This window comes from Streptomyces sp. NPDC042102 (assembly GCF_055582305.1).
Genome location: NZ_JBVJDL010000003.1, coordinates 165189 through 184940, shown reverse-complemented (window position 1 = coordinate 184940; position 19752 = coordinate 165189). Strand labels below are relative to the sequence as shown.

Sequence of the window (19752 nt, the reverse complement as noted above, 5' to 3'; positions counted from 1 at the left end):
TGTAGCCACTTGGCTCACTGATGTCCAGACCAGGTTTCCGGAGTCCGGCAACAGGCCTTCCCCACTGTTATTCAAACCAACCCTGCGTTCCAACGCTGCGGCCCCGCGTACACGGAGCGCGTATGGATACTGCCCTCTTCGTAGTCGATCCATGCCTCGGATCCGGATCGACCTCGCCCGACCTCACGACGGGACTGAGAATTGCGCGCCGCGTGCCGTTCGTCAAGGCCCCCTGCTCCGTGCGGATCATCACCGGGACCGCCCGCAGGGGCAATGAAGATCACCCTACTCCTCAACGAGAGCAGGGCAAACCAGGCACTGCGGAGACGCCGAAGGGCGACCACCCTTACGGGTGATCGCCCTTCGTCAGAGGCCGTCAGGCGGCCTCGGAGGTGTTACTTGACCTCGACGGCCGCACCGGCAGCCTTGAGGGACTCGGCGGCCTTCTCAGCGGCCTCCTTGTTGACCTTCTCGAGGACCGGCTTCGGGGTGCCGTCGACGAGGTCCTTGGCCTCCTTCAGACCCAGGGAGGTCAGCTCGCGCACGACCTTGATGACCTGGATCTTCTTGTCGCCGGCGCCGGTGAGGATGACGTCGAACTCGTCCTTCTCCTCCTCGGGCTCGGCGGCCGGGCCACCCGCGGCGGGGCCGGCAACGGCGACGGCCGCGGCGGCGGTGACGTCGAACTTCTCCTCGAAGGCCTTCACGAACTCGGAGAGCTCGATGAGGGTCATCTCCTCGAACTGGGCGAGGAGGTCTTCCTGAGAGAGCTTCGCCATGATGGGCGATCCTTCCACTAATTCGGCAGGTGCCGGATGTATAGAGAGGCGGGCGTAACGGCCCGCTGCGACCCGCGCACTAGGCGGCGCGGATCAATGCGCGAGCCGAATTACTCGGCACCGCCCTGCTCGGCGAGCTTGACGCGAAGCGCTTCCGCGGTGCGGACGAACTTCGACGGCAGCGCCTGGAAGAGCGAGGCAGCCTGGGACTGCTTGCCCTTGAACGCGCCGGCCAGCTTGCTGAGCAGAACCTCGCGGGACTCGAGGTCCGCAAGCTTCTTGATGTCGTCGGCGGAGAGAGCCTTACCGTCAAGGACACCGGCCTTGATGATGAGGTTCGGGTTCTCCTTGGCGAAGTCACGCAGAGCCTTCGCCGACTCCACCGGGTCACCGGTGATGAAGGCGACCGCGGTCGGACCAGCGAAGTGCTCGTCCAGCGCGGTGATCCCGGCCTCATTGGCCGCGATCTTGGTCAGCGTGTTCTTCACCACGGCGTACTGGGCGTTCTCACCGAGGGAGCGACGCAGCGTCTTGAGCTGCGCGACGGTGAGACCCCGGTACTCGGTCAGCACGGCGGCGTTGGAGCTCTGGAACGCGTCCTTGAGCTCGGCCACCGATGCAGCCTTGTTGGGCGTCGGCATGGTGCGTTCGCCTCCTTCCGGGTGATGAGGACCGCTCAGAAGGGGCTGAACGAACGAAACGCCCCGGCGCAGGCGCACGGGGCGTAGCTCGACCGGATGGTGAGATCCAGGAGCTTTCCACAGTCACCTGCGCGGGTCGTCCGTCGTCAACGGATCCTTCGGCCACCGCGCCCGAGGGGGGCACAGCAACGACCAGCGGTCTTTGGCTTCCGGGGAAGCGTACGCGAACCGGCCGCGGCCGAGCAAATCGGCCGGCCGGGGCCGGGGCGCGTCAGCCGCCGAGGCCCTTCATGACCTCGTCGAAGTCGGCCACCTGGTCCGCCGGCGGGGCCTGGACGGCCGGCGGCGTACCGAACCCGGTGAACTTCGCCGTGGTCTTCGCGGTGCCCTTCTCGTCGGTCAGGGCCGTGTCGACGCGGACGGGGTAGCCGTCCTTGCCGATCCACACGTCGAAGCCGTACGTCTTGACCTGGGCCTTCTCCAGTGCGGCCTGGAGGGCCTTGCGCCGGTCGTCCGGCATGACCTTGCTCACCTGGTCGGCCTTGAGCAGCTCGTCCAGCGTGTAGGAGCCCCGGTAGTGCTCGGCTTCCACGCCTTCGGTCTTCTCGGTGCCGACGTGGCCGAGGTTGTCCTGGTCCAGCAGCATCGCCAGGTACTCGGCCGGGTCCTCGTTCAGCCGGACGCCGGGCTTGCCCCCGCTGGACAGGTCCATCTTCATCCAGGGCTTGCCGCCGACCGGCTTCTCCATCTGGGTCCAGACCAGGTCGGAGATCATGACCGAGCGGGAGTCCGGCTTCCCGGCGCTCTTCACGACCAGGTCGTGGCTGGAGGGGTACCACCCCTTGGTGCCCGACTGCGTCACGACCTTGCCGTCCGGCTCGGTGGTCGAGATCTCCGCCTTGGCGAACTTCGCCCCGACGGTCTTCAGGTAGGAGGCCTTGACGGCCTCCGAGGGCTTCTCGGCGGCGGCCGATGCCCGGCCGCCCCCGTCCGCCTTGCCCGCGCCGGCCTTGTCGCCGCCGCAGGCCGTGAGGCCGCCCACGAGCAGGGTGGCGCCGATGACGGCGGCCCCGGCTCGCGTCCAGACAGCCTGGTGCATGTACTTCTCCCCCATACGTGGAACGTCGTGCGCGGCCGGGCCTGTCAGGCCCCGGCGCCGCCTTCCTTCATCATCGCCGCGAGGTCGACGACCTGGTCGGCCGGCGGCGCGGTGATCTCGACCGGCTTGTTGTAGTCGAGGAACTTGATGGTCATGTCGAGCGGACCCTTGTTGGCGTCGCCGCGGGTGCGGACCTGCTTGGTGTGGTGGGTCTCGTCGATCCACATGTCCATGGCCAGGCTCTTGATGCCCTGGGCCTCCAGCTTGGTGATCTGGCGCTCCTGGCGCTCGCGGGCGGCCGGGGTGGCCGTGGCCAGCGAGGCGCGCATCTGCTCCAGGGTGACGGTGCCGGTCACGTGCGTGGTCTTGACCCCGTCGATGGTCTCCTCGCCGACCGTCTTGAGGTCCTGGGCCCCGAGCAGCTCGTTCGCGCGGTCTCCCGGGTTCTCGCCGTCCTTGGAGCCGCCCCCGGCGGAGTCCAGCTTCTTGAGGGCGTTCGGGTCGGCCCCCAGCGCCTTGAGGTCGAACTTGAGGTACTTGCCCTCGGAGCCGAGGTACATCGCGCCGTCGAGCATGACGATCTCGACCTGCTCGGTGGGCGTGGCCGGGTCGGCCATCTTCATGCTCATGGCGAGATCGGGCTTGATGCGCATGGCCGCCTCGCCCGTCATGGCCTGGCCCTCGGACTGGCCGCTCATGGAGTAGCGCAGCGAGGTGATCTCCTCGGAACCCTTGCGGACCTTCTCCAGGAAGGCGGCGGGGGTGGCCTGGGCCGCTCCGCCCTTGGCCGCGGCGCTCTGCGAGGGCGCGGCGGAGGCGCCCGTACCGGCGGCCTTGGCGCCCTCGGCCTTCTTGCCGTCCTCACACGCCGTGGCCCCGCCCGCGAGGAGTACGGCGGCCAGGACGGCGCCGACGGTCTTGCTCCGGATCTGCGTGCTCATGACTGAGCCCCCCCTTGATCGTTGGTCTTGGACGACCTTACGCGGGACAGGTGTGCTGCGCACATTTGTTCCTGTCGGGCAGGGTGTGAGGGGTACGTACGGAAACGGAAACGGAAACGGGCCCCCACCCCGGGAAGGGGTGAGGGCCCGTTCAGCCACTCAGTGAGCCGGTGGGGCTCAGACCGCGGCCGGGTCCTCCTCGACGAGGAGGTTCCGGGTGCGGTTCGAGTCGAGCGCGATACCGGGGCCCATCGTGGTGGTGATGGACGCCTTCTTGATGTACCGGCCCTTGGCGGCGGACGGCTTCAGACGAAGGATCTCGTCCAGGGCCGCGCCGTAGTTCTCGACCAGCTTCTCGTCGGAGAAGGAAACCTTGCCGATGATGAAGTGCAGGTTCGAGTGCTTGTCGACGCGGAACTCGATCTTGCCGCCCTTGATGTCCGTGACAGCCTTCGCCACGTCCATGGTGACGGTGCCCGTCTTCGGGTTGGGCATCAGGCCACGGGGACCGAGCACGCGACCGAGGCGGCCGACCTTGCCCATGAGGTCCGGGGTGGCGACGACCGCGTCGAACTCGTTCAGGCGGTTGCCCTTGGCGATCTCGTCGATCAGCTCGTCGTTGCCGACGATGTCGGCGCCGGCGGCCTCCGCGGCCGCAGCACGGTCACCGGTCGCGAAGACCAGGACCCGGGCGGTCTTGCCGGTGCCGTGCGGAAGGTTCACGGTGCCGCGGACCATCTGGTCGGCCTTGCGCGGGTCGACACCCAGGCGGAAGGCAACCTCGACGGTGGCGTCGAACTTGGTGGTGGAGGTCTCCTTGGCGAGACGGACGGCCTCGAGCGGGGCGTACAGCTTCTCCCGGTCGACCTTGGCGTCCGCAGCGCGGAGGTTCTTGCTGCGCTTCACTTCTGCTCCTGTGTACGTGCTTCAGGTGTGGAGTCGTGGTGCGGACCAGCGCGTGGTCCTACCACTGAGAGCGGTAACCGGTTCTCCGGCTACCACCGGATGACCGGGCTGATCAGCCCTCGACCGTGATGCCCATGGAACGGGCGGTGCCGGCGATGATCTTCGACGCGGCGTCGAGGTCATTGGCGTTCAGGTCGGGCATCTTCAGGGTGGCGATCTCGCGGACCTGGTCGCCGGTGAGCTTGGCAACCTTGGTCTTGTGCGGCTCGCCGGAGCCCTTGTCCACACCTGCGGCCTTGAGGATCAGCTTCGCGGCCGGCGGAGTCTTGGTCACGAAGGTGAAGGAACGGTCCTCGTAGACCGTGATCTCCACCGGCACGACCATGCCACGCTGCGACTCGGTCGCGGCGTTGTAGGCCTTGCAGAACTCCATGATGTTGACGCCGTGCTGACCCAGCGCGGGGCCGACCGGCGGGGCCGGGTTGGCCGCACCGGCCTTGATCTGGAGCTTGATAAGCCCCGTGACCTTCTTCTTCTTGGGAGGCATTGCTCTCTCCGGGTCCTAGTGAGAGTTTTCCAGCCGCCAACCGGTCATCCGGATGGAGGCATACCGCACCACGATAGCGGGTATGGGTGCGGGGCTGAAAACCGAGCAGGTCAGACCGCCCGCGAGGGCTGTCTGACCTGTCCGGAAACTGTAGGTCTAGAAGATCTGGATCAGTTCTTCTGGATCTGGTCGAAGCTGAGCTCGACCGGGGTCTCGCGGCCGAAGATCTCGACGAGGCCCTTGACCTTCTTCGAGTCGGGGTTGATCTCGTTGATGGTCGCCTGCAGCGTCGCGAACGGGCCGTCGGTGACGGTGACCGAGTCGCCGACCTCGAAGTCCAGGACCTCGATGGTGCGCTTGACGGCGGGCGCCGGCAGACCGGCGGCCTCGGCGGCGGCCTTCTCGGCCTTCTCCTTGGCCTCCGGGGCGAGCATCTTGACGATCTCGTCCAGGGTCAGCGGGTACGGGTCGTACGCGTTGCCCACGAAGCCGGTGACACCGGGGGTGTTGCGGACGACGCCCCAGGACTCGTTCGTCAGATCCATGCGGACGAGCACGTAGCCGGGCAGCTTGTTCTGCCGGACGTTCTTGCGCTCGCCGTTCTTGATCTGGACGATCTCTTCCTCGGGCACCTCGGCCTGGTAGATGAACTCCTCGACGTTCAGCGAGACGGCGCGCTGCTCGAGGTTCGCCTTCACGCGCTTCTCGTAGCCGGCGTAGGTGTGGATCACGTACCACTCGCCGGGGAGCAGGCGCAGCTCGTCGCGCAGGGCCTGGATCGGGTCGACGGGCTCGGCGGGCTCCTCCGGAGCCTCCTCGACCTCGGCCTCGGCGGCCTCGGCGACGACGTTCTCGTCCGCCGCGGCCTCGTCGTCGGCGTCGGCCTCGACGTCCTCGTCGGCGTCATCGACGTCGGCCTCGACGTGCAGCGCGGCTTCCTCGGCGGGGGTGCCGGCCTCGTCGGCGTCGGCGATCCCGGCCTCGTCAGGGTCCACAGCGTCCGCCGCCTCGACGATGCCGAGCTCGTCCTCGACGGACTCGACGGAGTCGTGGCTCACGTTCAGGTTCGGGTCAGACACGGTGGCTGCTTCTTCCTGGATACAAAAGGTGGTGGAACATGCGAAAACGGGCGGCACCCATCAAGGCGCCGCCCTCCGCGGGGATCAGCCGAAGACGAACTTGATGGCTTCCTGGAACCCATAGTCAATCACGGTAACCAGACCGATCATGACGAGCACGAAGACAATCACCACGGTGGTGTACGTCGTCAGCTGACTGCGAGTCGGCCAGACGACCTTGCGCAGCTCCGCCACGACCTGGCGGTAGAACAGCGCGAGACGGCCGAAGGGGCCCTTCTTGCCGCGCTTGCCGCCCTTGCGGGTCTTCTTCTCGCGGGTCTCGTCCTCGGCATCAGGCATGTCGATGGAGCCCAGGGCGTCCGTCACGTCTCTCACCTGAATCCGGGTCATGGCCGTGCCGCGCCCGGTTGAGCCGCACGGCGGTGCATCGAAGTACGTACCTGCGCACACATCCGGCGAAGGAGTGTGGAGCAGGGCCGGAGGGACTCGAACCCCCAACCGCTGGTTTTGGAGACCAGTGCTCTACCAATTGAGCTACGACCCTTTGCGTCCCCCAACCTACCGCATCCGGGCGGGTGCACTAAGTGCCCGCCATGTGGAGCGGCTGGTGAGGTCCAACGACAGGTGAGTGTACGTGTTCCGGAGCGTGACGTCGAACAGGAATGATCCGGACGAGCGCCGTCCGGTCCCTGGAACGGTGCCCCGAGGTCCCGCACGGTCTGGGACGATTGGCGGCATGACCTCTGCAACGCCTTCCTCCGAGCGCCGGGTGTCCGCCCGTATCGGCGCCATTTCCGAGTCCGCCACGCTCGCCGTGGACGCCAAGGCCAAGGCCCTCAAGGCCGCCGGGCGCCCGGTGATCGGCTTCGGCGCGGGCGAGCCCGACTTCCCGACCCCGGACTACATCGTCGAGGCGGCGGTCGCGGCCTGCCGCGACCCGAAGTTCCACCGCTACACGCCGGCGGGCGGCCTGCCCGAGCTCAAGAAGGCCATCGCCGCGAAGACGCTGCGCGACTCGGGCTACGAGGTCGACGCGTCGCAGGTCCTGGTGACCAACGGCGGCAAGCAGGCGATCTACGAGGCGTTCGCCGCCGTCCTGGACCCGGGTGACGAGGTCATCGTCCCGGCCCCGTACTGGACCACCTACCCGGAGTCGATCCGTCTCGCGGGCGGTGTCCCGGTCGAGGTCGTCGCCGACGAGACCACCGGCTACCGCGTGTCCGTCGAGCAGCTGGAGGCCGCCCGCACCGAGCGCACCAAGGTCGTCCTGTTCGTCTCCCCGTCCAACCCGACCGGCGCGGTCTACAGCGAGGCCGACGCCCGCGCGATCGGCGAGTGGGCCGCGGAGCACGGCCTGTGGGTCCTGACGGACGAGATCTACGAGCACCTGGTCTACGGCGACGCGACGTTCACCTCGCTGCCGGTCCTGGTCCCGGCCCTGCGCGACAAGTGCATCGTCGTCAACGGCGTGGCCAAGACGTACGCGATGACCGGCTGGCGCGTGGGCTGGGTCATCGCCCCGCAGGACGTGATCAAGGCCGCGACCAACCTCCAGTCGCACGCCACCTCCAACGTCTCCAACGTGGCCCAGGTCGCCGCGCTGGCCGCCGTCTCGGGCGACCTGGACGCGGTCGCGGAGATGCGCAAGGCCTTCGACCGCCGCCGCCAGACCATGGTGAAGATGCTCAACGAGATCGACGGCGTCTTCTGCCCGACGCCGGAGGGCGCGTTCTACGCGTACCCCTCGGTCAAGGAGCTCCTGGGCAAGGAGATCCGCGGCAAGCGCCCGCAGACCTCCGTCGAGCTGGCCGCGCTGATCCTGGACGAGGCCGAGGTCGCGGTCGTCCCGGGCGAGGCCTTCGGCACCCCCGGCTACCTGCGCCTGTCGTACGCCCTGGGCGACGAGGACCTGGTCGAGGGCGTCACCCGCATCCAGAACCTCCTGGCGGAGGCCAAGGCGTAACCCTCGCGCGCGGTGGGGGCGGTACCCGTTCGGGTGCCGCCCCCGACTGTTTCCCGCTCCTCCCTGTCTCCCGCTCCCCTCGGATTTCCGTACGGGCAAGCCCCCGTTCAGGCAATCCGGCTGCCAATCGAGTGACGGATGCGGCAGGATCAACCGATGGAGCACGTACGCGACCTCACGCTTCTCCCGAAGGCCCATCTCCACCTGCACTTCACCGGGTCCATGCGCCCCGCCACGCTGCTGGAGCTCGCCGACAAGTACGGCGTCCGCCTTCCGGACGCCCTCACCGCCGGTGAGCCGCCCAAGCTGCGCGCCACCGACGAGCGCGGCTGGTTCCGCTTCCAGCGCCTCTACGACGCCGCCCGCAGCTGCCTGCGCGAGCCCGACGACATCCGCCGTCTCGTCCGCGAGGCCGCCGAGGAGGACGTCCGCGACGGCAGCGGCTGGCTGGAGATCCAGGTCGACCCCACCTCGTACGCCCCGCTGCTCGGCGGGCTGATCCCGGCCGTCGAGATCATCCTCGACGCCGTGGAGTCCGCCTCCCGGGACACCGGTCTCGGGATCCGCGTGCTGATCGCCGCCAACCGCATGAAGCACCCGCTCGACGCCCGTACCCTCGCCCGCCTCGCCGTCCGCTACGCCGACCGCGGCGTCGTCGGTTTCGGGCTCTCCAACGACGAGCGCCGCGGCCTGGCCCGGGACTTCGACCGGGCCTTCGCCATCGCCCGCGAGGGCGGTCTGCTGGCCGCGCCGCACGGCGGCGAGCTGACCGGGCCGGCCTCCGTCCGCGACTGCCTCGACGACCTGCACGCCTCGCGCATCGGGCACGGCGTACGGGCCGCGGAGGACCCGCGGCTGCTGCGGCGGCTGGCCGAGCGCGGGATCACCTGTGAGGTCTGCCCGGCGTCGAACGTCGCGCTCGGCGTCTACGAGCGCCCCGAGGACGTGCCGCTGCGCACCCTGTTCGACGCGGGTGTCCCGATGGCGCTGGGCGCCGACGACCCGCTGCTGTTCGGCTCCCGCCTCGCGGCGCAGTACGAGATCGCCCGCCGCCACCACGGGTTCACCGACGCCGAGCTGGCCGAGCTCGCCCGCCAGTCCGTACGGGGCTCCGCGGCGCCCCAGGAGGACCAGGCCAAGCTCCTCGCGGGCATCGACCACTGGCTGCACGGCTGAGGTGGCTGAGGCGACGGCCTAACGCGTGAGGCGCAGGTCGCCCGCCCAGCAGTCGGCCCGGATCCGGTCGCCGTCGGCGAAGCCGATCTCCAGCCGTATCCGGCCGGTCCGGGGGTGGTCGAACTCCTCGACCGTGGCGACGGTGTCGCCTATGTGCCGCAGGAAAGGGTGGTCGCCGAGGTCCTCGCCGACCTCGACGTGGCCCCACTCCCCCATGTCGTACGGCTCGTCGGGCTCGGCGCACTCCACGATCAGGCACCGGTCGGAGCCGGTGGTGATGAGGGTGGACTCGCCGTCGCTGTCGATCAGCCAGATGTCGAGCGGTGCCTCGGAGCGTTCGCCGTCACTGACGTGCCAGGACGCGACAACCCGTTCGATCGTGCGCCCCACCAGCCGGGACGGGTCCGTACCGGACCCGTGCAGGGGACACCGCATCGCTCAGAGGGTGACGCCGATGGTGACCGGCTCGTTGACGAGCGTCACCCCGAAGGCCGCGTGCACGCCGGCCACGACCTCGCGGGCCAGGGCGAGGAGGTCCTCGGTGGTGGCCTCGCCGCGGTTGGTGAGGGCGAGGGTGTGCTTGGTGGAGATCCGCGCGGGGCCGTCGCCGTAGCCCTTGGTGAAGCCCGCCTTGTCGATCAGCCAGGCGGCACTGGTCTTCGTACGGCCCTCGCCGGCCGGGTAGGCGGGCGGCGTGGTGTCGGGGCCGAGCCGGTCCTGGGCGCGGACGAGAAAGGCGGCGTAGTCGGCGTCGGTCAGGATCGGGTTCTGGAAGAAGGAGCCGGCCGACCAGGTGTCGTGGTCGGCGGGGTCCAGCACCATGCCCTTGCCGGCGCGCAGCCGCAGGACGGTCTCGCGGGCGGTGGCGGCCGGGACCCGGTCGCCGGCCTCGACGCCGAGGGCGCGGGCGGTCTCGGGGTACTTGACCGGCGCCGACAGGCCGCCGGCGTCCTCCAGCTGGAAGCGGACGCACAGGACGACGTACCGGTCCGGCTGGTCCTTGAAGGTGCTGTGCCGGTACGCGAACGCGCACTCGGCGTTGGTGAGGGTGACCGTGTCGCCGGTGCGGCGGTCGTAGGCGACCACCTCGGTGATCGTGTCGCGGACCTCCTGGCCGTACGCGCCGACGTTCTGGATCGGCGTCGCGCCGGCGGAGCCGGGGATTCCGGCGAGGCACTCGATGCCCGCGAGGCCCGCTTCGACGGTGCGGGCGACGGCGTCGGACCAGTTCTCGCCGGCGGCGAGCTCCAGGGTGGTGCCGCGCAGCTCGAAGCCCCGGGTGGCGATGCGCAGGGCGGTGCCCTCGAAGCCGTTGTCGCCGATGACCAGGTTGCTGCCGCCGCCGATGAGCAGCAGCGGCGTACCGGCCGCGTCGGCGGCGCGGACGGCGTCGACGACCTCGGCGTCGGTGGTCGCGGTGATCAGCCGGGCCGCGGGGCCGCCGAGGCGGAAGGTGGTCAGCGGGGCGAGGGGGGCGTCGTGGAGTTCCTGCACGTGGACAAGAGTACGGTCCGCGGCACCCGCTTCCCGGCGGGGCCACGGACCGTCGGCTCTGTCAGACGCGGGCCGTGTCCGGGGCGCCGGTCTTGGTCACGCCGGTGGCCTCTGCGGCTCCTGCGGCTTCCGTGACCTCTGTGCCCTTGCCTGTGACCTTGCCCATGCCCATGCCCATGCCCTTGTCCTTGCCCATGTCCTTGCCCTTGTCCTTGCCCGGCAGCAGCAGGGCGAGCAGGGCCGCCAGGGCGACCGCGCCGGCGCCGATCCACAGGGCGGGGACGGTGCCGTCGGTGAAGGCCTGCGGGGACTCGTAGCCGCCCTGCGCGGAGAAGACCGAGGCCAGGACCGCGACGCCGAGGGCCCCACCGACCTCGCGCATGGCGCTGTTGGTGCCGGCGGCCCGGCCCTGGTCGGCCGGGGCGACGGTGGACATGAGGACGTTGGCGGCGGGCGCGAAGTACAGGGCCATGCCGATGCCGCTGAGGACCAGGGCCGGGAGCTGGGCCGCGTACCCCACGCCGGGGTCGAGGACGAGCGCGAACCAGGCGAGGCCCACGGCCTGGAAGGCGAGGCCGGCGGCGACGACCGGGCGGCCGCCGATCCGGTCGGAGAGGATGCCGGCCAGCGGCGCGACGACCATCGGCATGGCGGTCCAGGGCAGCATGCGCAGGCCGGACTCGGTGGGCGAGTAGCCGGCGACCCCCTGGAGGAACTGGCTGAGCAGGAAGATCGAGCCGAACATGCCGACGAACATCAGCAGGCCGGCCATGTTGATCCCGAAGAAGCCGGGGCTGCGGAAGAGGCGCATGGGGAGCATCGCGTCGGCGTTGCGCGCGCCGTGGAGGACGAAGCCGCCGACGAGTGCGCCGCCCGCGATCAGGCCGGTGAGGACGGGCGGGCTGGTCCAGCCGTCCCCGTGGGCGCTGACCAGCGCGTAGACGATCCCGAAGAGGCCGCCGCTGATCAGCAGGGTGCCGGGGATGTCGAGCCGGGCGCCGGGGGCGGTGGACTCGGCGAGGCGCAGCCGGGCGAGCGGGATGAGGGCGAGGCCTATGGGGACGTTCAGCCAGAAGATCCACTGCCAGGAGATGTGCTCGGTGAGGCTGCCGCCGATGAGCGGGCCGCTGGCGACGGCGAGGCCGGTGACGGCGCCGTAGATCCCGAGGGCGGTGCCGCGGCGGGCGGCCGGGACGGCGGCGGTGAGCAGGGTGAGGGTGAGCGGCATCATGACCGCGGCGCCGACGCCCTGGACGGCGCGGGCGGCGATCAGGGCGTCGATGCCGGGCGAGAGGGCGGCCGCGGCGGAGGCGCCGGTGAAGACGGCGAGGCCGGCGACGAAGAGCCGGCGGCGGCCGAAGCGGTCGCCGAGGGCGGAGCCGAACATGAGGAGGACGGCGAAGGTGAGCGTGTAGGCGTTCACCGTCCACTCCAGGTCCTCCAGCTTCCCGCCGAGGTCGGCGCGCAGGGCGGGGAGGGCGGTGGTGACGACGAGGTTGTCCAGGGCCGCCATGAAGCCGGCGACGGAGGTGAGGACCAGGGCCCAGACGGCGGGCCCGCGGAGCCCGGTGTCCTGGGCGGCCCGTGGGTCCTGGGCGAGGGCGGTGTCTTGCTCGTTCACGATTTCCCCCTGAGGGCTGTTAGTTATTGCTGACTAACTTTCGTGGGCATACCCATGCGCGGTGGTGGTGCTGCTGCGTGAGGTGAGGCTCGCCGTGCGGCGCTCACTTCTCGTGGTGGGTGCCGGGGTAGATGTCGCCCCAGATCCGATGGCCGGGCGTGAAGCCCATGGCGGCGAGCGTGTTGAGGAGCATGCCGTGGGCCATGAAGGGGGTGACGCCCTCCCCGCCGCCGAGCGCCGCGGCGACGGTGTCCCACAGTTCCATCCAGCCGGCACGGACGAGCTCGCCGAGCTCGCGGTCACCGGCCGCCTCGGCGGCGGCGACGGCGACGTACATCTGGAGCTGCATCTGCAGCATGTGCGGCTCTTCGGCGATCAGCCGCAGGTACGCGTCGGCCATGGCCTTCTCGGCGTCCTCGCCCCGCAGCCCCTCCGCCGCGGAGGTGAACACCTTGCACGTGTCCTGCATGCAACGGCCGGCGGCCGCGAGGAAGATGGCCTGCTTGTTCGGGAAGAGGCGGAAGAGGTACGGCTGCGAGACCCCGACGCGCTTGGCGATCGCCTCGGTGGACGTCCCGTAGTACCCGCCCCGGGCGAACTCGCGCAGGGCGGCCCGGATGACGCTCTCGCGCCGCTCCTCCGCACTCATCCTGACCATGAGAGCTAAGTTAGTACGCAATCACTAACTAGGTCAATGCAGCAGAAGGGGCACCCGGCGGCCCTCACCCCGGATGCCCCTCACCGGCCTCGGTGACGTGGCCGGCCTCGGCGACCGCTCAGCCGAGCTGGACGACGGCCCGGGACATGCCCAGGACCTTCTGCCCCTCGCTGACCGCGGTCAGGTCGACCCGCACCCGGTTGCCGTCGAGCTTGGCGGCGACCTTGGCGCTGACCTCGACCAGCGCGCCGACACCGTCGTTCGGCACCACGACGGGCCGCGTGAAGCGGACGCCGTACTCGACGACCGCGCCCGGGTCCCCGGTCCAGTCGGTGACGACGCGGATCGCCTCGGCCATGGTGAACATGCCGTGCGCGATGACGTCCGGCAGCCCGACCTCCTTGGCGAACTTCTCGTTCCAGTGGATCGGGTTGAAGTCGCCGGAGGCGCCCGCGTACCGCACGAGGGTGTCGCGCGTCACGGGGAAGGACTGGGCCGGCAGCTCGGTGCCGACCTCGACGTCCGCGTAGTTGATCCTGGCGGTCATCCCTCAGCCCTCCTCGGCGGCGCGGGACACGAGCTTGGTCCAGGCCGTCACCACGTGTTCGCCGGTCGCGTCGTGCACCTCACCCCGGATGTCCAGGATGTCGTTCCCCGCGAGCGACTTGATCGCCTCGATGGTCGAGGTGACCGACAGGCGGTCACCGGCGCGCACCGGGCGCGTGTACGCGAACTTCTGGTCGCCGTGCACGACGCGGTCGTAGTTCAGGCCCAGCTGCGGGTCCTCGATGACGGCGCCCGCGGCCTTGAAGGTGATCGCGAAGACGAACGTCGGAGGGGCGATCACATCGGAGTGGCCGAGCTCCTTGGCGGCGTCCGGATCGGTGTAAGCGGGGTTGGCATCGCCCACCGCCTCCGCGAATTCGCGGATCTTCTCCCGGCCGACCTCGTACGGCTCGGTGGGCGGGTACGTCCGCCCCACGAAGGACTGGTCGAGCGCCATGCCTCACTTACCTCCTGGTAATAACTGCGGAAACGACATGAGGCCGCCCCCCGTAAAGGGGACGACCTCATGACTGTGCCTGTGGTGCGAAGGCTCGCTAGGGTCAGCGGGTCTCGCGGTGCGCGGTGTGCGAGTTGCAGCGCGGGCAGTGCTTCTTCATCTCAAGACGGTCCGGGTTGTTACGCCGGTTCTTCTTGGTGATGTAGTTCCGCTCCTTGCACTCCACGCAGGCCAGCGTGATCTTCGGGCGGACGTCGGTGGCAGCCACGTGAGTGCTCCTTGACGGACGGATGGACGGATGAACGCATAAAAGAGTAGCCGATCGGGAGACCGACCCCACAATCGGCTACTGTGTGTAGCGGCGACCGGACTTGAACCGGTGACACAGCGATTATGAGCCGCTTGCTCTACCGACTGAGCTACGCCGCTTTGATGTGATCCGTTCCCCGCCCGGAAGCGGGGAACTTCACTCACCAGAGCCCCAATACGGAATCGAACCGTAGACCTTCTCCTTACCATGGAGACGCTCTACCGACTGAGCTATTGGGGCGAGCAGGGAAGACATTACACGGCCTCCGGCCGATCGCCCAAATCCTTTGCCGCAGGCCCTCCCAACGGCCCTCCCCAGGCGCCGCCCGACCCGGACGCGCCCCCCAGCAGGCACCCCAGCACGCACCCCCGACCGCTCACCGACCGCTCACCGAACACTCCCCGACCACTCCGCTGACCGGGCACCACACCGGTACGACTATTGCGCTCTTCCGCGAAGCGGGCAGTCGCGCGCCCTAGGCTCTGAGCACGCTGCGTGATCTTGGGCCGTGGCTGCGGCCAGGGCCCGGGATGCGCCCGAGCCACCGCGGGAGCGCGATGCCCGACAGTCACGCACACGGACACGGTGCCGCGCACGGTTCGGCCGCCGACGCCACGACCCTGCTGCTCGCCGGTGCCCGGCTCACGGACGGCCGGACCGTCGACGTCCGCCTGAGCGCGGGCCGGATCCAGGCCGTCGGCACCGCCGGCAGCCTCCAGGCCCCCGCCCCCTCCCGCGTCGACCTGAGCGGCTACCTGCTGCTGCCCGCCCCGGCCGAGCCGCACGCCCACGGCGACACCGCGCTCACCGCCGACGGCGAGGGGCCCGTCTCGTACACGACCGACGAGGTGCAGCGCAGGGCCACCGAGGCGGCGCTGCTCCAACTCGGCCACGGCGCCACGGCCGTCCGCTCGCACATCCGCATCGGCGACGTGCACGGGCTCGGCCCGATGGAGGCGGTGCTCCAGGCCCGGCGCTCGCTGCGCGGCCTGACCGACCTGACGGCCGTCGCCGTGCCCCGGCTGCTGACCGGGGTGGCCGGCGCCGACGGGCTCGCGATGCTGCGGGACGCGCTGAAGATGGGCGCGGCGGTCGTCGGCGGCTGCCCCGACCTGGACCCCGACCCCACCGGCTTCCTGGAGGCCGTACTGGAACTGGCCGCCGAGCACGGCTGCCCCGTCGACCTGCACACCGACGGTGACGATCCGGCCCGGCTGGCCCGGCTCGCCGCGATGGCCGGCGGACTGCGGCCCGGGGTGACCATCGGGCCCTGCGGGGGCCTGGCCCGGCTGCCGCTGGACGTCGCGACCCGGGCCGCCGACCAGCTCGCCGCCGCCGGCGTACGGGTGACCTGCCTGCCCCAGGGCGACTGCGCGGCGCTGGAGCGCCGGAGCCTGCGCACGGCGCCGGTACGGCTGCTGCGCGCGGCCGGCGTCCGGGTGGCGGCCGGCTCCGGCGCGCTGCGGGACGCCGGGAACCCGGTGGGGCGCGGCGATCCGCTGGAGGCGGCCTACCTGCTGGCCTCGCAGGGCGGGCTGCGGGCGGCGGAGGCGTACGCGTGCGTGGGCGCGGCGGCGCGGGAGGCGATGGGGCTGCCGGAGGTGCGGGTCGAGGCGGGCTTCCCGGCGGAACTGCTCGCGGTGCGCGGCGACCGGATCAGCGCGGTGCTGTCGCTGGCCTACAGCCGGATCGTGATCCACCGGGGCCGGGTGGTGGCCCGGACCAGCGCGGTGCGCGAGTACTGCGACTCGGCGGTGGCCGTGGCCCTCGACCTGCCCCGGCAGGGCCGTATGGAGCCAGGTCCCTGAGCGTTCCCGGGCGGGAGCGGGCCGGGCGTCGTACGGTCGGGACATGCGCATCGTCATCGCGGGTGGACACGGTCAGATCGCGCTGCGGCTGGAGCGGCTGCTCAGCGTGCGCGGCTACGAGGTCGCGGGCATCATCCGCGACCTCGGGCAGGGCGACGACCTGAGGGAGGCGGGGGCCGAACCGGTCCTGTGCGACCTGGAGTCGGCCTCTCTGGAGCAGGTGGCCGCCGTGCTGCAGGGCGCGGACGTCGCGGTGTTCGCGGCAGGCGCCGGGCCGGGCAGCGGCCTCGCACGCAAGGACTCGGTGGACCGGGGTGCGGCGGTGCTCTTCGCGGACGCGGCCGAACGGGCGCGCGTACGGCGCTTCCTGATGGTGTCTTCGATGGGCGCGGACCCCTGGCACCCGGGCGACGAGGTCTTCGACGTGTACCTCCGCGCCAAGGGCGAGGCGGACGAGTACGTCCGCACCCGGCTGGGCCTGGAGTGGACGGTCCTGCGCCCGGGCGCGCTGACGGACGAGCCGGGCACGGGCCTGGTCCGCATGGAGGCCCGTACCGGGCGCGGCAGTGTCACGCGCGACGACGTGGCGGCGGTGCTGGCCGAGCTGGTCGAGACCCCGGCGACGGCGGGCCTGACGCTGGAACTGGTCGCGGGCTCGACCCCGATCCCGGTGGCGGTCAAGGACGTGGCGGGCAACTGACCCACCCCGCCCCACCCGCCGGCCGGGCCCCTCGGCAGCCCGGCCCGAGAACCCCGACGCGGGAACCTCCGACGCGGGAACGAACCTCCGGCCCTAGAAATCCACCGTCACCTCGTCGTCCGACCGCCCGACGGAGTCCTGGTCGAAGGTTTCCATGTAAGCCCGGCGGATCCGCTCGATGCGCACGCCGCGCTCCTCGGCGTCCTTCTCCGGGTACAGCAGCACGAGTTCGTACGACTGCTCGCGCACGATGTCGCCGTCGGCCTCCCGCCACTGCCCGCGCCCCTCCTGGAGGGTCAGCCCCTCGGGGAACGCGGGGGTCACCTCGCGGTCGAGGAAGCGCAGGAAGTCCTGCTCGCCCACCTCGCCGCCGTGCGCCTTCTGGGTCCCGAAATAGAGCCGGGTCTCCTTGTACTGCTCTCCGGCGTTCCCGTGCAGCGCCCCGACCAACGCCGGGATCCCTGCCCCGATCAGCGCGAGCAGTACCCCGCCGCCGGCCTTCCTGCGCGCCTCAGTAGTCCATGTCACGCGTGATCAACGATCCGCCCCCACCCACGATGCGCCCCGCCCCCCGCCACGGCGGCCATACGGGTGCGTTTTCGCCAGCGGGACAGCGCACGTCGCCGGACATTCCGCGTGCAAAGAACGAGGAAGCCCCTCTGGTCTACGTTTCCGCAGATCAGAGGGGCTTTCTTCGCGTGGCGGCGCCAGGATTCGAACCTGGGTAGGCTAAGCCGACGGATTTACAGTCCGCTCCCATTGGCCACTCGGGCACACCGCCATGGGATGTCGCCCGTGAGGTCCGCGTTTCTGCGGTGCTCTGTGGCAACGACGTAAACGATACCCGATGCTCGGGGATGCTTCGCCACCGGATTGATCAGCGCTTCGGCCGGGTGCGGTGGCTAGGCTTTGGCCTCAGTAATCGCAGCCGACTTCAAGGAGCCACAGCACATGGCCGACTCCAGTTTCGACATCGTCTCGAAGGTCGAGCGGCAGGAGGTCGACAACGCCCTCAACCAGGCCGCCAAGGAGCTCTCGCAGCGCTATGACTTCAAGGGGACCGGGGCCTCGATCGCCTGGTCCGGCGACAAGATCCTCATGGAGGCGAACTCCGAGGAGCGCGTCAAGGCCGTCCTCGACGTGTTCGAGACCAAGCTGGTCAAGCGCCAGATCTCCCTCAAGGCGCTGGACGCGGGTGAGCCGCAGCTGTCCGGCAAGGAGTACAAGATCTTCGCGTCGATCCAGGAGGGCATCTCCCAGGAGAACGCCAAGAAGGTCGCCAAGATCATCCGGGACGAGGGCCCCAAGGGCGTCAAGGCCCAGGTGCAGGGCGACGAGCTGCGCGTCAGCTCCAAGAGCCGTGACGACCTGCAGGCCGTGCAGCAGCTCCTCAAGGGCAAGGACCTGGACTTCGCGATCCAGTTCGTGAACTACCGCTAAAGGTCGGCGCTCGCCGATCGCGTGCGGCGCGCGTGCGGCGCGCGCCCCTTCGTGGACCCCCTGTGGTCACTTGGCGTGGGCGGAATGCGCCCACCACGCTGGGTGACATCCATCACCACGTGGCAGGGGGTTCTCGCATGCCTGGGGCCGACACGTTCCGCGACGACTTCGGGGCGTCCGTCGTCGTCGCGCTGGTCGCCCTCCCGCTCTGTGTGGGGGTGGCCGTCGCCTCCGGTGTGCCGGCCGAGCTGGGGATCGTCACGGGGGTGGTGGGCGGACTGGTGACGGGCTGGTTCCGCGGCAGCTCGTTGCAGGTCAGCGGGCCCGCTGCCGGGCTCACCGTGCTCGTCTACGAGGCCGTGCGGACGTACGGCCTGCCCGCCCTCGGCGTTCTGGTGCTGGCCGCCGGGGTGCTGCAGCTGGGCATGGGGGTACTGCGGCTCGGGCGGTGGTTCCGGGCGATCTCCGTCGCCGTGGTGCAGGGAATGCTGGCCGGTATCGGCCTCGTGCTGATCGCCGGGCAGCTCTACGCGGTGGGTGACGTCGACGCGCCCGCGGGAACCCTGGAGAAGGCCGCCGGCCTGGTCCGGCTCACCGCGCGGGCCGACTGGGCCGCCGTGGCGCTGGGGCTGGGGACCGTGCTCGTCATGGTGGCCTGGCAGCGCCTGCCCGCCCGCGTCCGGATCGTGCCGGGGGCCCTCGTCGGGGTGGCGGCCGCCACCGCCGTCGCGGTCCTGCTGCGGCTGCCCGTGGAGAAGGTGACGGTCACGGGCGTACTGGATGCCATCGCGCCGCCCGCGGGCGAGCGGTTCGCCGTCCTGATGTCGGTCGGGGCGGTCGGGACCGTGATCGCGCTCGCGCTGATCGCTTCCGCCGAGACCCTCTTCAGCGCGGCCGCCGTGGACCGGATGCACGACGGACCGCGGACCGACTACGACCGAGAACTGGTGGCGCAAGGGGTCGGCAACACCCTCTGCGGGCTGCTCGGCGCGCTGCCCATGACGGCCGTGATCGTGCGGAGTTCGGCCAACGTCGCGGCCGGGGCCCGGACCCGGGCGGCTCGCGTCATGCACGGCGCATGGCTGCTGCTCTTCGCGGTGCTCCTGCCGCGGGCCCTGACGGTGGTGCCGCTCGCCGCGCTGGCGGGCGTGCTGCTGCACGCGGGCTGGAAGCTGCTGCCCGCCCGTGCGGTGGCCGCCCTGTGGCGCACGCACCGAGGCGAGGCGGTGGTGCTGGTGGCGACGGCCGGCGCGATCGTGGCCACCAATCTCTTCGAGGGTGTGCTGCTCGGGCTGGCGCTGGCGGTCGGCAAGGCGGCCTGGGAGACCTCCCACGTGCACATCGACCAGGAGTGGGAGGACGGCACGCTGGCGGTGCGGGTGGCGGGCAACGCCAGCTTCCTGCGGCTGCCCAAGCTGCTGGACGCCCTCGACGCCCTGCCGGGGGACCGGCCCGTCCGGCTGGACCTCAGTGGCCTGCGGCATCTCGACCATGCCTGCCTGACCGCGCTCGACGGCTGGGAGCGGCAGCGGGCCGGCCTGGTGCCCGGTCGGGAGGGCGCCACCGAGCCCGGCTAGTCTCCCCGCC

At 70.6% G+C, this 19752-nt stretch carries 21 protein-coding genes, 4 tRNA genes and 1 pseudogene; 6 read left to right on the top strand and 20 right to left on the bottom strand.

The annotated features are described in order from the left end of the window. Positions 1-395: 395 nt before the first annotated feature. From rplL to ACZ6KO_RS14100, 9 genes are all read right to left on the bottom strand, one after another. Positions 396-779: a 50S ribosomal protein L7/L12 gene (gene rplL / locus ACZ6KO_RS14140; RefSeq protein ID WP_469304267.1), complete on the bottom strand. Its 384-nt coding sequence runs from the start codon at positions 777-779 to the stop codon at positions 396-398. Between the two features lie 110 nt (positions 780-889). Continuing rightward, positions 890-1420, bottom strand: a complete 531-nt coding sequence (gene rplJ / locus ACZ6KO_RS14135; RefSeq protein WP_401452325.1) for a 50S ribosomal protein L10 — start codon at positions 1418-1420, stop codon at positions 890-892. A gap of 271 nt (positions 1421-1691) precedes the next feature. Continuing rightward, complete coding sequence (locus tag ACZ6KO_RS14130; RefSeq protein WP_469304266.1) at positions 1692-2519, bottom strand: SCO4651 family lipoprotein; 828 nt, start codon at positions 2517-2519, stop codon at positions 1692-1694. Between the two features lie 44 nt (positions 2520-2563). Further along, entirely contained in the window at positions 2564-3460 is an 897-nt protein-coding gene (locus ACZ6KO_RS14125) for an SCO4651 family lipoprotein (protein ID WP_469304265.1), read from the bottom strand. Positions 3461-3637: 177 nt separating this feature from the next. Then, entirely contained in the window at positions 3638-4366 is a 729-nt protein-coding gene (gene rplA, locus ACZ6KO_RS14120) for a 50S ribosomal protein L1 (RefSeq protein ID WP_469304264.1), read from the bottom strand. Positions 4367-4478: 112 nt separating this feature from the next. Further along, complete coding sequence (gene rplK, locus ACZ6KO_RS14115) at positions 4479-4913, bottom strand: 50S ribosomal protein L11 (protein WP_469304263.1); 435 nt, start codon at positions 4911-4913, stop codon at positions 4479-4481. Between the two features lie 170 nt (positions 4914-5083). Then, a complete protein-coding gene (gene nusG, locus ACZ6KO_RS14110) occupies positions 5084-5992 on the bottom strand; it encodes a transcription termination/antitermination protein NusG (RefSeq protein ID WP_469304262.1) in 909 nt (302 codons plus the stop codon). 84 nt (positions 5993-6076) lie between these two features. Next, a complete protein-coding gene (gene secE / locus ACZ6KO_RS14105; RefSeq protein WP_401452313.1) occupies positions 6077-6358 on the bottom strand; it encodes a preprotein translocase subunit SecE in 282 nt (93 codons plus the stop codon). 105 nt (positions 6359-6463) lie between these two features. Next, positions 6464-6536 (bottom strand) — tRNA-Trp (locus tag ACZ6KO_RS14100). A 192-nt stretch (positions 6537-6728) separates the two neighbouring features. Between ACZ6KO_RS14100 and ACZ6KO_RS14095 the strand changes: the two genes are divergently transcribed. Further along, complete coding sequence (locus tag ACZ6KO_RS14095; protein WP_469304261.1) at positions 6729-7955, top strand: pyridoxal phosphate-dependent aminotransferase; 1227 nt, start codon at positions 6729-6731, stop codon at positions 7953-7955. Between the two features lie 156 nt (positions 7956-8111). Further along, on the top strand, positions 8112-9131 hold the full coding sequence (locus ACZ6KO_RS14090; RefSeq protein ID WP_469304260.1) for an adenosine deaminase: 1020 nt from the start codon (positions 8112-8114) through the stop codon (positions 9129-9131). An 18-nt stretch (positions 9132-9149) separates the two neighbouring features. Here ACZ6KO_RS14090 and ACZ6KO_RS14085 read toward each other — a convergent pair whose 3' ends face one another. The 9 genes and pseudogenes from ACZ6KO_RS14085 to ACZ6KO_RS14045 all read right to left on the bottom strand — a co-directional run bounded on the left by ACZ6KO_RS14085 (position 9150) and on the right by ACZ6KO_RS14045 (position 14457). Further along, on the bottom strand, positions 9150-9566 hold the full coding sequence (locus ACZ6KO_RS14085) for a hypothetical protein (protein ID WP_469304259.1): 417 nt from the start codon (positions 9564-9566) through the stop codon (positions 9150-9152). A gap of 3 nt (positions 9567-9569) precedes the next feature. Then, positions 9570-10640, bottom strand: a pseudogene (locus tag ACZ6KO_RS14080) (UDP-N-acetylmuramate dehydrogenase); the annotation flags it as partial. Positions 10641-10686: 46 nt separating this feature from the next. Next, a complete protein-coding gene (locus tag ACZ6KO_RS14075; RefSeq protein WP_469304970.1) occupies positions 10687-12138 on the bottom strand; it encodes an MFS transporter in 1452 nt (483 codons plus the stop codon). A 211-nt stretch (positions 12139-12349) separates the two neighbouring features. Further along, a complete protein-coding gene (locus ACZ6KO_RS14070) occupies positions 12350-12904 on the bottom strand; it encodes a TetR/AcrR family transcriptional regulator (protein ID WP_469304258.1) in 555 nt (184 codons plus the stop codon). 118 nt (positions 12905-13022) lie between these two features. Continuing rightward, positions 13023-13451, bottom strand: coding sequence for a MaoC family dehydratase (locus ACZ6KO_RS14065; RefSeq protein ID WP_469304257.1), 429 nt, complete (start codon positions 13449-13451; stop codon positions 13023-13025). A gap of 3 nt (positions 13452-13454) precedes the next feature. Beyond that, positions 13455-13907 carry an FAS1-like dehydratase domain-containing protein gene (locus ACZ6KO_RS14060; RefSeq protein WP_401452295.1) on the bottom strand — a complete coding sequence of 151 codons (453 nt, stop codon included), beginning with the start codon at positions 13905-13907 and terminating at the stop codon, positions 13455-13457. Positions 13908-14010: 103 nt separating this feature from the next. Further along, entirely contained in the window at positions 14011-14175 is a 165-nt protein-coding gene (rpmG, locus tag ACZ6KO_RS14055; RefSeq protein ID WP_003956487.1) for a 50S ribosomal protein L33, read from the bottom strand. 88 nt (positions 14176-14263) lie between these two features. After that, positions 14264-14336 (bottom strand) — tRNA-Met (locus tag ACZ6KO_RS14050). A 48-nt stretch (positions 14337-14384) separates the two neighbouring features. After that, a tRNA-Thr gene (locus ACZ6KO_RS14045) sits at positions 14385-14457 on the bottom strand. Between the two features lie 317 nt (positions 14458-14774). Between ACZ6KO_RS14045 and ACZ6KO_RS14040 the strand changes: the two genes are divergently transcribed. Continuing rightward, a complete protein-coding gene (locus tag ACZ6KO_RS14040; RefSeq protein ID WP_469304256.1) occupies positions 14775-16025 on the top strand; it encodes an amidohydrolase family protein in 1251 nt (416 codons plus the stop codon). 43 nt (positions 16026-16068) lie between these two features. After that, positions 16069-16725 carry an SDR family oxidoreductase gene (locus tag ACZ6KO_RS14035; protein WP_469304255.1) on the top strand — a complete coding sequence of 219 codons (657 nt, stop codon included), beginning with the start codon at positions 16069-16071 and terminating at the stop codon, positions 16723-16725. A 93-nt stretch (positions 16726-16818) separates the two neighbouring features. Here ACZ6KO_RS14035 and ACZ6KO_RS14030 read toward each other — a convergent pair whose 3' ends face one another. Both ACZ6KO_RS14030 and ACZ6KO_RS14025 read right to left on the bottom strand, forming a co-directional pair. Then, entirely contained in the window at positions 16819-17253 is a 435-nt protein-coding gene (locus ACZ6KO_RS14030; protein WP_469304254.1) for a DUF3574 domain-containing protein, read from the bottom strand. 171 nt (positions 17254-17424) lie between these two features. Next, positions 17425-17506 (bottom strand) — tRNA-Tyr (locus ACZ6KO_RS14025). 170 nt (positions 17507-17676) lie between these two features. Here ACZ6KO_RS14025 and ACZ6KO_RS14020 point away from each other — a divergent pair. Beyond that, positions 17677-18165 (top strand): YajQ family cyclic di-GMP-binding protein, encoded by a 489-nt coding sequence (locus tag ACZ6KO_RS14020; protein WP_469304253.1) that lies wholly within the window; start codon positions 17677-17679, stop codon positions 18163-18165. Between the two features lie 137 nt (positions 18166-18302). After that, the gene (locus tag ACZ6KO_RS14015; RefSeq protein WP_469304252.1) at positions 18303-19742 is read left to right on the top strand and encodes a SulP family inorganic anion transporter; all 1440 of its coding nucleotides are present in this window, start codon (positions 18303-18305) and stop codon (positions 19740-19742) included. Positions 19743-19752 lie beyond the last annotated feature (10 nt).

Bases quoted from the DNA above. Each gene is read 5' to 3' on its own strand.
- rplJ (WP_401452325.1), bottom strand. From the start codon at position 1,420: ATGCCGACGCCCAACAAGGCTGCATCGGTGGCCGAGCTCAAGGACGCG.
- ACZ6KO_RS14095 (WP_469304261.1), top strand. From the start codon at position 6,729: ATGACCTCTGCAACGCCTTCCTCCGAGCGCCGGGTGTCCGCCCGTATC.
- ACZ6KO_RS14015 (WP_469304252.1), top strand. From the start codon at position 18,303: ATGCCTGGGGCCGACACGTTCCGCGACGACTTCGGGGCGTCCGTCGTC.
- ACZ6KO_RS14070 (WP_469304258.1), bottom strand. From the start codon at position 12,904: ATGGTCAGGATGAGTGCGGAGGAGCGGCGCGAGAGCGTCATCCGGGCC.
- ACZ6KO_RS14040 (WP_469304256.1), top strand. From the start codon at position 14,775: ATGCCCGACAGTCACGCACACGGACACGGTGCCGCGCACGGTTCGGCC.
- ACZ6KO_RS14130 (WP_469304266.1), bottom strand. From the start codon at position 2,519: ATGCACCAGGCTGTCTGGACGCGAGCCGGGGCCGCCGTCATCGGCGCC.
- ACZ6KO_RS14020 (WP_469304253.1), top strand. From the start codon at position 17,677: ATGGCCGACTCCAGTTTCGACATCGTCTCGAAGGTCGAGCGGCAGGAG.
- ACZ6KO_RS14075 (WP_469304970.1), bottom strand. From the start codon at position 12,138: ATGGCGGCCCTGGACAACCTCGTCGTCACCACCGCCCTCCCCGCCCTG.
- ACZ6KO_RS14125 (WP_469304265.1), bottom strand. From the start codon at position 3,460: ATGAGCACGCAGATCCGGAGCAAGACCGTCGGCGCCGTCCTGGCCGCC.
- ACZ6KO_RS14065 (WP_469304257.1), bottom strand. From the start codon at position 13,451: ATGACCGCCAGGATCAACTACGCGGACGTCGAGGTCGGCACCGAGCTG.
- rplL (WP_469304267.1), bottom strand. From the start codon at position 779: ATGGCGAAGCTCTCTCAGGAAGACCTCCTCGCCCAGTTCGAGGAGATG.
- ACZ6KO_RS14035 (WP_469304255.1), top strand. From the start codon at position 16,069: ATGCGCATCGTCATCGCGGGTGGACACGGTCAGATCGCGCTGCGGCTG.
- rplK (WP_469304263.1), bottom strand. From the start codon at position 4,913: ATGCCTCCCAAGAAGAAGAAGGTCACGGGGCTTATCAAGCTCCAGATC.
- ACZ6KO_RS14060 (WP_401452295.1), bottom strand. From the start codon at position 13,907: ATGGCGCTCGACCAGTCCTTCGTGGGGCGGACGTACCCGCCCACCGAG.
- ACZ6KO_RS14090 (WP_469304260.1), top strand. From the start codon at position 8,112: ATGGAGCACGTACGCGACCTCACGCTTCTCCCGAAGGCCCATCTCCAC.
- ACZ6KO_RS14085 (WP_469304259.1), bottom strand. From the start codon at position 9,566: ATGCGGTGTCCCCTGCACGGGTCCGGTACGGACCCGTCCCGGCTGGTG.